The following is a 13,576-nucleotide window of genomic DNA, read 5'->3' as shown; positions in this document are numbered from 1 at the left end:
CCAATCCCCCTATTGTTTACGTTGGAAAGCAGCTATACAATCAAATTCTTCTTTCAATCGATTGTAAAGTCGTTCATACATATAAAACATTTCTAAATAAATAGCCGTATTTTCTTTATTTGGTACATGGTGATGGACAATATCAATCCAATCCTTCACCTCGTCAAGAGAATCAATTTTTCCTACCGCATATAAAGCAAGTGCCGCTGCCCCAAGCGCAGATGCTTCATGACTTTCAGGAACAAGCAATTCTTTTCCCATCATATCGGAGAGCATTTGTCTCCAAAATGCAGACTTCGCAAATCCTCCTGAAACACGTATTTCAGTAAGTGGTCCTGTACAATCACGGATTGCAAGTGCAACTGAATATACACTCATACAGACACCTTCCATAACTGCTCGTATAAAATGTTCTCGTTTGTGCTGAAGGTTAATTCCAAAGAATGTACCACGCGCATTTGCATTCCAGTAAGGTGCACGTTCTCCAGAAAGAAACGGTAAAAATAGCAATCCACCTGCTCCAGCTGGTACACTTTCCGCATACTTAATTAATAAATCATAAGGATCAATCCCAAGCTTCCTCGCTACCTCTTGTTCCGGGCTACCAAATTCATCACGTAACCATCTCAGTAATATCCCACCGTTATTCGTTGGTCCGCCGATAACCCAGTGTTCGTCTGTTAATGCATAACAAAATGTTCTTCCTTTTTCATCCGTATTAACACTTGATGAAATTGTTCGAACTGCACCACTTGTTCCAATCGTAATTGCAGCTGAGCCAGGCGATATTGCACCAACGCCTACATTTGCAAGAACCCCATCACTTGCACCAATAACAACTGGAGTATCTTTACGAATCCCCATCTTTTGTGCTAATTCTGGTTTCATACCCGATAAAATATATGTAGTCGGCACAGGTGTCGATAATTGTTCTGAAGAAATATTTAATATTTCCAATACATCAACATCCCAATTTAGCTTTTCTAAATTGAAAAACCCAGTAGCAGAAGCAATGGAATAATCAACTACGTAGCGTGAAAATAATTGGTAAATCACATACTCTTTAATAGAAATAAATTTATAAGCACTTTTATATAATTCTGGTTCCTCTTCTTTCATCCATAACAACTTAGATAGTGGAGACATTGGATGAATTGGTGTACCTGTACGTTTATAAATTTCATGTCCATTCATATGTTGTAATAATTTTTCTGCTTGTTTCGTACTACGATTATCTGCCCAAATGATAGAACGCGTTAACGGCGCACCGTTTTCATCTACTGCAATTAATGCGTGCATTGCTGTACTAATACCGATTGAAGAAATATCTTCTGGTAATACATTACCCTTTTCGATGGCAACGCTTACAGTTTTATAGACAGCGGCACATATTACATCAGGATCTTGCTCAGCCCATCCGACGTTCGGTTGAATAATTGGATAATCAACTGCATGTGATGCAACGACTTTTCCTTTTTCTGTGAACACAACCGTTTTTGTACTTGTGGTACCGATATCAATCCCGATTACTCTCCCCCTTGTTTCCATGCGAATCTTCCCTTCGTTTCTAGCAAAATACGATCTAGTAAACCGTTTACATGAATTAGTATATAAAATATTTTTTCATTTATCAAGTTATAAAAAGAAAATTTTTTTCACAAAAAAAAAAAAAAAAAAAAAAAAAAAAAAAAATCCCCTCATTCCATTTCATTTACATACTATATATAGCTTTTTCGTTCGGTAAAGTTACATAATATCCGTTTCGAAACACACTCTTTTTCTAGTTTTTGAGTAACTTGTTCTTTAGCTTAATAGGTATGTGGTTTGTTGTACAAACTCAACATTTTTAGTAAGATTTCGTAAGGTGTTAGGGGACAAAAAGTTTTAAATTTCGTGAGCAAATTGTAGTAATAGATTAGATCAAAAAACGCCATCCTTTCCTATGATTCTATAGAAAGAATAGCGTATTTTTTCATTTTAGGTAGAATTTTATTTTGTTAACTTGATGATACTGTGCTTCTATCCCACATCGTCTCTAATTTAAAAACATTTATTCCATTTAATAATTCTTTAATGAAAATAACCTAACTGACATATTCAAACAACTCTATTGACACTTAACACTACACTTCATTAAGGTACATTATTCTAAATTTATTGATGTAGTTGAGATGGACTCACTTTTTGAATTTGAACAAGTATATCAAACGCTTTACCTAATGATATATCAACTGTTTTTGGTATATCAGGCCCTTCGGTAGTTACTCCAGCGAAAATTGGATGTTGTTCGTTCAACCAAGTTTTTGTCACGCCGTTTGCCTTACGTAAATCAATAAAAAATTGATCTTTTTTAACTTGTCCAAAGATGTAGTTATAACTGTTTGGATCATCCGATTTTAATATTCCATATGGGCCAAATTCACCATCGCTATTCTTGACATTGTATTGTCCTTCATAAACTGATGTTCCAATAGATACGTACCGTTTTCCATAATACTCTGCTAAATACTGCCCAGCTACTTTAGGGTATACAAAAGGAAGCATATTTGTTTTCGAAACGTGGCCATTATGCCCCCATACAATAGTTTTTCCTAAATGTTCTTCAGTCCACTTCGCATTTTCATACATTGCGATATCATGTTTCAAATATAAATCAGATGGTTTATCAGGAGGTGACGTTAACATTGTAGTAAACTGTTCAATAATACGAGCATTTTGTTTTATCCATGCGAACTCTTTAGATTTCCCATTTAAATAACTTTTATTTCCCTCTAATAAAGCACTAATTTGTTTAGCATCTGAAATATACTTTTCTTTTTCTTCTTTCGTAAGGCTTTCAAAAGTATTCATATCCTTTGTTACAGGAATAAGACCTTTTATCTTCTCTTCTATCCTCGGCACAAGTTTTGAATTGGTTCTTTTAATATATTCTATTATATTATTATAAACGTTCTCGTTTACTGATTGAATGTCCATCCCGATGATACGCACTTTAGATTTATGTTTTGGATTAGCATTATATTGCCGAATCCAATCAAGTAAATCTAACATTTCTTTCGTCTTAAATACAGGTGATAGATGTTGGCTTGGATTTCCCTCACCAGTAAGAACATATCGATCAAGTTCTAAAGCTCTGTCCCACCCCTCTTCTAAAACTAGGTTGGTAAAGCCCTTTTCAGATACTAAATAATTCACAATACGGTTTTTCATCGTAAAAACTTCATGAGCCCCATGCGTAGCTTCACCTAAACCTACAATTGAAGCTGAACCTACCATATTCTTAAGTGGTTTTAAATCATTAAAAGGTGAATTTGGATTCGTTGTTCTTAAAGGCTTCGCGTGCATTTCTAACCATTCCGCTATTTGATTTTTATTGTAGGGAGCTGTAACAGAAACTCCTGTCTTCGAGTCTGCATAAGTACTTCCTACAAAATTAGTCAGTATTATAGCAGAAACACCAAATGCAGTAATCATTTTCTTTTTCATAAAACCCTCCTGAAATATTTTCTTAAAACGATAGCGTTCTTTTATACTTAATTACGAGTATTAAATTTTTTAGAGCAAGTTGTTTTTTGCACCAAAATGATATATTTTAAACTATAAACCTATGACAAAACTTATCCATTTCGCCTTTTTGCCTACTTCCTAAATTCAGCAAGTAAAATACTTTTAAAAGGATCAGGATTACTAAAGTTAAAGCTGTTCAAATTGACGGCCAATGTATGTTTGCCTCCAAGTGTTCCACCAACAAAAGTGGAAAACCCTAGAACGCTACCTCTATGCCCCCATACCGAGACACCATTCGGAAGCTTAAATTCAACGATTCCAAGACCATATCCCGTTCCTTCTCTATCTGTAGGAACTGTAGTAAGCATTTGATTTAGCTGCTGTTCCTTCAGCAATTTACCACTGAGTAAGTATGAGAAGAATTTATTTAAATCGTCAGCAGTAGAAATCATATCCCCATCCGAGCTACCTGGGTTAATATACGTAACGTCTTTTAGCTCACTTGCTCCGTCTAGTTGGATATAGCCACGGGCATGCTTCGTGCCTGGAATTACGCTTGAATTACCAGGTAGAAATGTATTTGACAAATCAAGCGGTTCAATAATCCGATTTTCAATCTCTTCCGCATAGCTGTTGCCAGTTACTTTTTCAATAAGGATCCCCAGTAATACGTATCCTGTGTTTGAATAAGACCAACCCTTTCCTGGGGCAAATTCTGAGGGAAGTGAAATCCCCATCTTTACAAATTCTTCAGCCGTATACGATTTTTTTGTATCCATAATATCGAAGTCTTTTGAATTCATATAGTCAGCAATACCACTTGTATGATTCAATATTTGCCGGATCGTAATCTGGTTACCATCATATCCGTTTCCTTGAATGACACCAGGCAACCATTTTTCAATGGAGTCGTCTAAATTCAAACGATTCTCTCCAGATAATTGAAGTAGAACTGTTGCAATGAACGTTTTCGTCACACTGCCAATACGAAAGCGAAAATCTGCTTTCATTGGTTTCTTGGTTCTCACATCCGCTATCCCAGCGGCATAACTCCAAGTTTTACCACCCTTAGAAATGTTAGCGAGCATTCCCGGGTATCCAAGTTGTAGTGCATCCCGTATTGCGTTCTTAACGGAAGTACGATCGCTTTGAGTACTTGTTTGTAACGAACTAGATACATTTTGCGTAGATTCTGCTTTTACAATTGAGTTTGATGTTATGTATAACAGGGAACTTCCACCTATTAAAAGTGCTAGACTGGCACATGTAATTTTACTGCGTTTTTTCATAAAGCATTCCTCTCCTCTTATTTAAATTGTATTGATGGTTGATAGGTATCTCATATGCTAATCACACAGCTATCAACCCTCCCAATGATAAAAGTCAATACTGAATTTGCAATCATCTATAGACCAATTATTTCTTCAAACAACTCTCTGACCTAATAAATGATTAATCCCTCTTCTTCAGATATCTGTTAACTTCTATAATTTCTTCTTTTCTTCCATAGCGTTTTATTAATTAATTTGTTTTTATATAAATAGATAGTAACTACTCCCCCCCCCGTTCTTCTCTATATTTTGATCATACACATTGAAAATCTCTTTTTTCTTACTCCTTCCTTACAAATTCCTTACGTTCAAAATCACTTCTATATTTCGGTGGTTTTTATTTTAAGAAAACTTAGTTCTATTAACTTGATCGCAATGGAATAGCACCAAATGCCCATCAACTGAAGAAAAGTAAATGCCTCGAAAATGAAAATACTGCACATTTTGCTTGATGGACATAGGGACCGGCTCCTTAGTATAACCTTCTTACCATATAAATATATATTACGTATTATAATTATAAAACCTAAAAATTTCTTATTTTTCAGAAAAATAAAACAATAAATTAGGATTTATTGTATAATGTTGTAAAAAGATGTCGGAGGGATTTTATGTTACATACAATAACTCAATTCACAATTAAGCTTTCATCAATTCTTTTATCACTCTTACTATTATTAAATTTACCTTATTTATTTATCACTCAACAAGGATTTACCTTTCAACCAATATATTTTTTTAATCAGATCGTTACTATGTTAAAAGAGGTTTTCTCCCCTGAATCATTAGTGGTTATCGGCTCAGACCCGAAATTTGGTAGTTTCAAAAAAACACCATTATTCCCAACTGTTTTAGAACCTTACCTATATTCATTTACTGTATTATTTTTAGCCTTTTTACTTGCGCTCTTTCTGTCTTCTAGCATGGCATTTTTTTATTTTTTAGCAAAAGATTATATAAAAAAATGGATAAACCGAATTGTGTTCATATTAGAAGCTGTCCCTGATATGATGATGATGATTTGTTTGCAAATATTTTTCATATGGGTACTTCAGAAATTCGGGGAATCTCCTGTCACCATTATTTCTTTTAATGAAAATCGAGCTTATTTACTCCCTATTTTATCTTTAGCTGTCTTACCTACATTACAAATGTTTCGGATGATGGTGTTATACATAAAAGAAGAACATGGAAAACATTACGTAGAGGTTGCATATGGAAAAGGCCTTTCATCAAGTTATATACTATGCATTCATTTATTCAAAAATATATCTATCCACTTCTTCCATCATTTAAAAACGATTTTTGTTTTCTTACTGTCTAACTTATTCATTTTAGAATTTGTTTTTAATATGCAAGGTATTATTCAATTTTTATTTAATAAGGCGTTTATTTCACCACCAGCTGCATTTATCATACTTGTTATGATTATTTTACCGTTTTATGCCATTTTTCAAATAATCTCATTCATGATGAATAGATGGCAAAATCAATTGAAAGGAGCAACATTATGAAATCTATTTGGAAATCAAAACGCTTTTTAATCGGCTTTACTTATTTATTCATACTTATTTCAGCTAGTTTTATTTATAGTTGGTTCTTTAAAGATAACATCCCAAAACCTCCTCAGTTACTTTACAATGACAATAACGAATTACTTGGAAAGGCCCCCTTTCCACCATCGTTAATACCGCCTTTTGGATCTGATCGTTTTGGAGAGTCTGTTTTCTTACAAATTGTAGAAGGAGCAAAATTCACTATTTTATTAGCCGTGGCAATTAGCTTCTTTCGAATTTTATGCGGAACATGTATAGGAATCCTCTTAAGTTTATACGCTCCAAAACTCAAGAGATTTTTCCAGGCATGCTCAGAAGTTTTTTATTATATTCCAACTCTATTTATCGCATTCATACTCATCACGCCCGTTAATATTGTAATCACATCAAATGCCGATGGGTTAGATCCAAATATTTCATTTACGTTTTATCAAGTACTCGTACTTATTTTCGTCGCTCTGCCTACACTTTCTTTATATATATCCTCAGAGGTGGATGAATTTATGAAACGAGATTACATCTTAAGTTCACAATTACTGGGTGCTAGCCGTTTTCATATTATCAAAAAACACTTACGAGTCTTATTACTTGACCGCTTATTTGTGTTATTCATGGAACATATCGTCCAAACACTCATACTCGTTATCCATTTAGCGTTGCTTAACATTGTAATTGGCGGGATACAAATGCGTGAACTCTATGACGGAGTGCTCAGACCTGTTTCTATATCTAATGATTGGGCAGGCCTTATTGGATTAAATCGTAATGAAATGAATCTTTCATGGTGGATTATTTTTTATACTCTCGCTTCATTCTTTATTACGATTCTATTTATTAAGCTTATGACAATCGGGATTCAAGATGCACTGAAAGCAAGAGATTCGCAAGTTGTAGCAACTCAAAACGTTCCAGATCATAAAAAGTTTGTTAAAAATAAAGATTCTTTTTCGTTTGCAAATAAAGTGAACTTTTAATCATATCTCCTCAATCAAGTATGAATTGGCATTGATATTAGTAGAATATAAAGAAGATGATCCCTATTGAATACAGGAATCATCTTTTTTATGCCGTCTAACTTTTTTACATGACCTTTGCTAGACTCATGCTTTTTATATTTAAAATGAATTATTTACAATCACAACTATTCTGTTTAAAATCGATTACCATACGCCCTTGAATTTTACCTTGTTCCATTTCTTCGAATACATTTTGTACTTTATCTAGAGAACACGTTTGAACAACCGGTACTACTTTTCCTTCTGCACCGAACATAAATGCCTCTTCGAGATCCTTACGAGTACCTACTAGAGAGCCAACTACTTCAATTCCGTCTAGTACAAGTCGTGGAATGTTTAAATCCATAGTTTCTACTGGTAACCCTACCGCAACTACTTTACCACAGGCACGTACTGCATCAACCGCTGAGTTGAATGCTACTTTAGAAACGGCTGTTACTACAGCAGCATAAGCACCACCAAACTCATCTTGCACAATCTTATCAGCAGGACCTTGAGAAATTGGATTGATAGTCATATCAGCACCAACCTCTTTTGCTAAGGCTAATTTATCGTCATTAATATCTACTGCAATTACCTTTGCACCAAATACGTTTTTAGCATATTGGATAGCTAAGTTACCTAATCCACCACAACCATAGATGACGATAGGTTGACCAGGTTTAATATCTGATACTTTAATAGCTTTATATGTAGTTACGCCTGCACATGTAATTGATGATGCTTGAGCAGGATCTAATCCTTCTGGTACTTTCACTGCATAATCAGCTGTAACGATACATTGTTCAGCCATACCACCATCTACTGAATAACCAGCATTTTTAACTTCACGACAGAATGTCTCTCTACCAGTTACGCAATATTCACAACGTCCACAAGATTGGAACATCCATGCAATACTTACACGGTCACCAACTTTAAGTGAAGTTACATCATCAGCAAGTTTAGTAACAATACCTACACCTTCATGACCAAGGATGCGGCCATCCGTGTTACCAAAATCATGATTCGCAACGTGTAAATCAGTGTGGCAAACCCCACAATACTCTACATCTACTAACGCTTCACCTGAATGTAACGGACGTAATTCTTTTTCAATAACCTCGATGTTCGCTTTGCTGTTTTTATTAACCACTACTGCTTTCATATGTGATTTCCCCTTTAGTGTTTTAGAGTTTTAATGAGTTCATCTCACAACTACTGTCCTCACTATTTTGGCTAATTATTGCGCCAAATTTAAATGTTCAATCATCATTACACGTTCATCATAACATGACATTTCATAAGTAAATTGTGAAATTATGAACAATGTTTGAATTATTGCATAAATCGATTTCTTAACTGAATTAAAGATGAGAGTTTATGAATATAAGTAGGTCGCATTTTTCTACAGGAAAATAAATCAACTACATTTAGAGATTATATAATCAAACGATCCACCAATATAAAAAGCTCTTCATTTGAAGAGCTTTTTATATTCGCTTCATCGAAATTGTTTCACGTATACTTTGTAAATTTTGTAGTGTTTCCTCTTGTCGTTGCAACGACAATCCTACATACAAAGTATCTAATAAACTTAGCTGCGCTAAGCGTGATGAACTTGCTTCCGTACGAAATTCTGTTTCACGTGTTGAAGTATAAAGTGTTATATCAGCAAGTTGACTTAGTGCTGATTTCTGATAGCTCGTAATTGCAATAATGCAAGCTCCTCTTGCTTTTGCTACTTCTAACGCTTCCAATAATCCTTTATTACTACCAGAATGAGAAATTGCAATGACTACTGCTTCTTTTGTAAGTAAACCAGCACCCATAATTTGAAAATGAGAATCTGTATGAGCAATACAAGAAATACCCGTTCTCATAAATTTATGATATGCATCCATCGCAATAATTCCAGAGCCACCATTTCCGTAAAACTCAATTCGGTTCGCTTCTTGCAAAGCTCGTACAGCTTTCTCAAGTGCGGTGTCATTTAACAAATGTAATGTATCTTGCAGTCCTGTAATATGCGAATGAAAAACTTTTTTAGCAACTGTTACCATACTATCTTCTGCTGATACTTCTTCATGAATATTTTGCATCGGTGTATGTACAATTTCACGAGCTAATGTAATTTTCAAATCTTGAAACCCTTGCAAACCAAGGTGTTTACATAAGCGGAATATCGTAGCTTCGGAACTATTCGTAACTTCTGCTAATTCAGTAATAGATTTATGTACAACATCTTGTGGATGTTTCAAAATATGTTCGGCAATACTTCGCAATTTCGGTGACAATCCGTTTAACGAAGCCTGAATCTTTCCAATCCCACTTCTTGTTCCAGGCATAGCATATCTTCCCCTTCCATTGTAGCTATATTGTACCTAATTATTGAAAGAAGAAAAACCTTTATTCGGTATCATACTATTATTTATTTGTTCCTATAAATGTTACCTTAACATATGACACACTTATAACTAGTTTCCCCCATACTTCACCGCATATAATGCAGCTTGTGTACGATCATCTACTTCCAATTTAGCTAAAACGTTTGAAACGTGCGTTTTCACAGTTTGTTCTGTAATGTGAAGCTCTGCTGCAATTTCCTTGTTGCTTCTTCCTTTCGCAATTTCGCGAAGTACCTCTTGCTCTCTTTTCGTTAACATTGAAAAAGGATTTTCTATTTCCTTCTTTACTGCGGAACGCCCCATTAATGCAGGTGTTACTTTCGGGTGAAAATTCGCATTTCCTTGATGTACTGCAATAATAGAAGCGACAAGTTGCTCAGGTTGTACTTCTTTTAATTGATAACCATCTGCTCCAGCTTCAAGTGCTGGTATAACATAATCTTGCTCTGAAAAACTACTTAATATAAGTACCTTTATCGTCTCATCGTATTGTTTTAGACGTTTTGTTGCCTCAATTCCATCCATTTTCGGCATCGATACATCCATTAGCACGACATCCGGTTTTTCTTTTTGCACGAAATGTAATGCCTCTTCACCATTTTCCGCTTCCCCAATAATTTCAAATTCTTCTCTCGTTTTCAAAAAGAATACAAGTCCTCTTCGAACGATATGATGATCCTCAACTAGTAGCAGTTTAATCTTCAACCTTATTCTCCCCTTCAAATCGGCAATTGAATTTCTATTTTTGTACCCTTTTTTAGCTCTGTTGTAATTTGAAACGATCCCTTCATTAACTGAATACGTTCCTTCATACTTTTCAGACCAAGTGCTGATCCCCTTACTTGTTCTTGTATAAATCCTATTCCATTGTCTTCTATGTAAAAATGTAACTGGTTATTTTCTATTTTTAAAAGAACATGTACCTTTTCACACGAAGCATGCTTTTTACAATTATGTAGCGCCTCTTGGCTAATACGCCATAAAACTTCTTCTATTTCATCCCCAATTGAAACCATCCCATCAATTCGAACTTCCACTTGAACTCCTAATAACTTCCCGTAATTTTGAATTGCTTCTGCTAATCCTTTCTCTAATCCTTCAGGTCTTAATTGCCAAATTAATAGCGTCATCTCTTGTAATGCTTCTTGTGATAATTCTCCAATATAACTTAACATCTCTTGCAGACCTCTATCTTGCGTCATATTCAGAGTGCCTTTCGCTGTTAGCATAATAGAAAATAACAATTGTTTTACTGAATCATGTAAATCACGAGCCAATCGATTTCTTTCCGCTACCACTACATATTTACGTTCTTTCTCCACTAATTGAATACGTTGTATTGTCGTTCCAATTTGAAATGCAATCGCTTCTAATAACGCTAACTCTTCCTCAGAAAAATGAGTCTTATGAGGTGCAGCCACATTTAATAGACCAAATTTCTCTGATCCGGACCTAAGCGGAATTGTCGCATGATGTGTAACATCTTCTGTTTCACCCCAATTACATTCAATCGCATCTTCTATTCGCTTACATTCAATAATATTTGTCGCTTTTTCTAATCTGCCATTCACAAAACGCTCTACACACCAACAGTCTCCTTCACACATCGGCTTCTTCTCTTGCCACGTAAGAGCTGGTGGTAAGTTTTCGTCTACAAGCATACGGTGCTTTCCACTTTCATCAATAAAAAATATCCACCCTGTTTGTAAATTCATAACTTGTAACAATGTATGTAAAACTTTTTCTAACATGTCCTGTAAATTCGTTGCTTCATTTAGCAATTCCGCAATTTCTTTTAATGCTTCTAAACGATGTATCTCTTTTTCTTCAAAGTTCATTCTCATCACCAACTATCATTATAACATTAAGAAATTTCTAAATTCTACAAATAAAAAGAGCTGAATTCCTTCAGCTCTTTTTATTTATCAATCATTTTTTTATTTTCCCTTTAAATTTTGACCGCGTAATTCTTAAACTGAACAACGCCAAGTAATGAAGTTACTTTTAAACCCTCTAAGACTCATCTACATCTATAAATCAGAATTCTAAATGTAAAGCTTTATTTAATTGTCTGACAAAAATTGTTCTCCACGGATATGCTGCAAACTTTCAGTAGTAACGAACATATTCGCTGCTGGCATTTGCACTTGATGTTTATGGAACATAGCCATTAATGCAAACCTTACTTGTCTAGAAGTTTCAAAATAATCTTCTGGTTTAATTAAACCTGTAATACAAAATTCATATCCAACATATTTAAGGTTAGGATTTAAGTCTGTAACACCAACATATTTAAATGGTTCAACAGCCTCATCCTCTACTCTATACAAACTTTGTTCCAAATTTTCATTGCATATCACACATACGTCTTCTAGCAATTCCTTAACTCTTGTAGGGTCTTCCTGATAACTTACCGTGATGCGTTCAATTACTCGCATCCACCCTTTATTAAAATTTTGTATCGTTCTAATCTCTCCATGTGGTATGGTAAGTAGTTTTCCTGACCATTCACGTATTTGCATAAAACGAATACTAATTTCCTCAATAGTTCCTGAATTTGTTCCATTAAAAGTAACAAAATCGCCAACGCGAAACTCTTTGTCCGCTAATCTCGCAAAGCCTAATATGACATCTTTTAGCATCTGTTGCGCAGCAAAACCAATGACAACTCCCGCTATCCCTGCACCTGCAATGATACTTTTTATATCTACAAACTGACTAATTAAATAAATGATTAGACTGATGATAATGATATATCTAAAAATAGATCGAATGACACTTTGAATCGTCTGCTCTACCTCTTCATCAAAAAAGCTGGACTTTCTAAAAAACCAATCAATAATGCGATTAATAACAAACGAAATAATGATAAGAACTAAAGCAAATAGTAAAAACCTTAATAGTAAAAACTCCCTTACATAATTAAAAAACTCCTCCGTATACGCTAATATACTCATCTATCCACTTCCTTATTTTTTAAATTTTCATGTAGAGCTAATCTATAATAATTCCTTATTAATTATCTCAAAATTTTCTTTCGTAACTTTTCCCCTGACCTTTCATTTTACTTTCTTAACTATGTATTTGTATCCCTAGTACATCTTCAACAATATAACCCTTTCATTAATCTTTCAACTTCTGATGCCCTTTTCTATTTACTATAAATATACCCTTTTTAATAATCTAAAGGGAGATTACAATAGAAATTTTTATAAACAACTTTGTAATACTTACCTCATTTAAAGGAATACATTCACATAACACCGAATCATTCATTTGATACTTTTTTCACGGAGGTTACAATTAATGGGGTATATCGAAGAACTAAGAGAAATTGTTGGATCAAGACCACTCAATTTAGCAGGAGTTGCTGTAGCTGTTTTAAATGACCAAGGACAAATATTACTACAACAAAGACGAAATGGCATGTGGGGTGTTCCTGGAGGTTTTGTGGAACTTGGTGAATCCACAGAAGAAGCCGGAAGACGAGAAGTACTTGAAGAAACAGGTATTGAAATTGGTATACTTCAGTTAGTAAGTGTATTTTCAGGTAAAGAGTTTTTTGTGAAATTAGCGAACGGAGATGAATTTTATCCTATAACAATCGCTTACCTTTGCAAAGACATTAAAGGTGGCTTGCTAAAAGCTGACGGAGTTGAATCATTACATGTACAATTTTTTGATTTAAATGGGCTACCAGAAAACATTAGCCCTTTCATAAAAAAACTAATTGAGCAAAATGTCGTCTCAATTTAAACGTAAAAAGAGGCCTTTTCAAA

At 34.5% G+C, this 13,576-nt stretch carries 11 protein-coding genes; 3 read left to right on the top strand and 8 right to left on the bottom strand.

Features of this window, described 5'->3' with window-relative positions:
* Nucleotides 1-9: 9 nt before the first annotated feature.
* The 3 genes from gntK to MHH42_RS11275 all read right to left on the bottom strand — a co-directional run bounded on the left by gntK (nucleotide 10) and on the right by MHH42_RS11275 (nucleotide 4,796).
* Nucleotides 10-1,548 carry a gluconokinase gene (gntK, locus tag MHH42_RS11285; protein WP_070173156.1) on the bottom strand — a complete coding sequence of 513 codons (1,539 nt, stop codon included), beginning with the start codon at nucleotides 1,546-1,548 and terminating at the stop codon, nucleotides 10-12.
* A gap of 606 nt (nucleotides 1,549-2,154) precedes the next feature.
* Nucleotides 2,155-3,486 (bottom strand): erythromycin esterase family protein, encoded by a 1,332-nt coding sequence (locus tag MHH42_RS11280; RefSeq protein WP_000728396.1) that lies wholly within the window; start codon nucleotides 3,484-3,486, stop codon nucleotides 2,155-2,157.
* 152 nt (nucleotides 3,487-3,638) lie between these two features.
* Nucleotides 3,639-4,796 carry a serine hydrolase domain-containing protein gene (locus tag MHH42_RS11275; RefSeq protein WP_070173155.1) on the bottom strand — a complete coding sequence of 386 codons (1,158 nt, stop codon included), beginning with the start codon at nucleotides 4,794-4,796 and terminating at the stop codon, nucleotides 3,639-3,641.
* Between the two features lie 653 nt (nucleotides 4,797-5,449).
* Between MHH42_RS11275 and MHH42_RS11270 the strand changes: the two genes are divergently transcribed.
* Together MHH42_RS11270 and MHH42_RS11265 are read left to right on the top strand one after the other, a co-directional pair.
* Nucleotides 5,450-6,352: an ABC transporter permease subunit gene (locus MHH42_RS11270; RefSeq protein ID WP_000903311.1), complete on the top strand. Its 903-nt coding sequence runs from the start codon at nucleotides 5,450-5,452 to the stop codon at nucleotides 6,350-6,352.
* Entirely contained in the window at nucleotides 6,349-7,368 is a 1,020-nt protein-coding gene (locus MHH42_RS11265; RefSeq protein WP_000836570.1) for an ABC transporter permease, read from the top strand. Before MHH42_RS11270 ends, MHH42_RS11265 begins: the two co-directional genes overlap by 4 nt.
* A gap of 151 nt (nucleotides 7,369-7,519) precedes the next feature.
* Here MHH42_RS11265 and adhP read toward each other — a convergent pair whose 3' ends face one another.
* The 5 genes from adhP to MHH42_RS11240 form a co-directional block, all read right to left on the bottom strand.
* Entirely contained in the window at nucleotides 7,520-8,557 is a 1,038-nt protein-coding gene (gene adhP / locus MHH42_RS11260; RefSeq protein WP_000649126.1) for an alcohol dehydrogenase AdhP, read from the bottom strand.
* A gap of 325 nt (nucleotides 8,558-8,882) precedes the next feature.
* Complete coding sequence (locus MHH42_RS11255) at nucleotides 8,883-9,737, bottom strand: MurR/RpiR family transcriptional regulator (RefSeq protein ID WP_001119637.1); 855 nt, start codon at nucleotides 9,735-9,737, stop codon at nucleotides 8,883-8,885.
* A gap of 129 nt (nucleotides 9,738-9,866) precedes the next feature.
* Nucleotides 9,867-10,502 carry a two-component system response regulator CasR gene (casR, locus tag MHH42_RS11250; protein WP_000694625.1) on the bottom strand — a complete coding sequence of 212 codons (636 nt, stop codon included), beginning with the start codon at nucleotides 10,500-10,502 and terminating at the stop codon, nucleotides 9,867-9,869.
* 14 nt (nucleotides 10,503-10,516) lie between these two features.
* Nucleotides 10,517-11,614, bottom strand: a complete 1,098-nt coding sequence (gene casK, locus MHH42_RS11245) for a GAF domain-containing sensor histidine kinase (protein ID WP_220388544.1) — start codon at nucleotides 11,612-11,614, stop codon at nucleotides 10,517-10,519.
* A 246-nt stretch (nucleotides 11,615-11,860) separates the two neighbouring features.
* Nucleotides 11,861-12,754, bottom strand: coding sequence for a mechanosensitive ion channel family protein (locus MHH42_RS11240; protein ID WP_000025244.1), 894 nt, complete (start codon nucleotides 12,752-12,754; stop codon nucleotides 11,861-11,863).
* Nucleotides 12,755-13,103: 349 nt separating this feature from the next.
* On the opposite strand from MHH42_RS11240, the gene MHH42_RS11235 reads away from it, so the two are divergent.
* Nucleotides 13,104-13,553 (top strand): NUDIX hydrolase, encoded by a 450-nt coding sequence (locus MHH42_RS11235; RefSeq protein ID WP_000540499.1) that lies wholly within the window; start codon nucleotides 13,104-13,106, stop codon nucleotides 13,551-13,553.
* Nucleotides 13,554-13,576: the final 23 nt, after the last annotated feature.

The organism is Bacillus sp. FSL L8-0099, assembly GCF_038006385.1.
GTDB classification, from domain to species: domain Bacteria; phylum Bacillota; class Bacilli; order Bacillales; family Bacillaceae_G; genus Bacillus_A; species Bacillus_A toyonensis.
This window is presented reverse-complemented; position numbering and strand designations above follow the sequence as displayed.

Excerpts from the sequence above, each read along its gene's own strand:
- gntK (WP_070173156.1), bottom strand. The coding sequence starts at position 1,548 with ATGGAAACAAGGGGGAGAGTAATCGGGATTGATATCGGTACCACAAGT.
- MHH42_RS11280 (WP_000728396.1), bottom strand. The coding sequence starts at position 3,486 with ATGAAAAAGAAAATGATTACTGCATTTGGTGTTTCTGCTATAATACTG.
- MHH42_RS11275 (WP_070173155.1), bottom strand. The coding sequence starts at position 4,796 with ATGAAAAAACGCAGTAAAATTACATGTGCCAGTCTAGCACTTTTAATA.
- MHH42_RS11270 (WP_000903311.1), top strand. The coding sequence starts at position 5,450 with ATGTTACATACAATAACTCAATTCACAATTAAGCTTTCATCAATTCTT.
- MHH42_RS11265 (WP_000836570.1), top strand. The coding sequence starts at position 6,349 with ATGAAATCTATTTGGAAATCAAAACGCTTTTTAATCGGCTTTACTTAT.
- adhP (WP_000649126.1), bottom strand. The coding sequence starts at position 8,557 with ATGAAAGCAGTAGTGGTTAATAAAAACAGCAAAGCGAACATCGAGGTT.
- MHH42_RS11255 (WP_001119637.1), bottom strand. The coding sequence starts at position 9,737 with ATGCCTGGAACAAGAAGTGGGATTGGAAAGATTCAGGCTTCGTTAAAC.
- MHH42_RS11240 (WP_000025244.1), bottom strand. The coding sequence starts at position 12,754 with ATGAGTATATTAGCGTATACGGAGGAGTTTTTTAATTATGTAAGGGAG.
- MHH42_RS11235 (WP_000540499.1), top strand. The coding sequence starts at position 13,104 with ATGGGGTATATCGAAGAACTAAGAGAAATTGTTGGATCAAGACCACTC.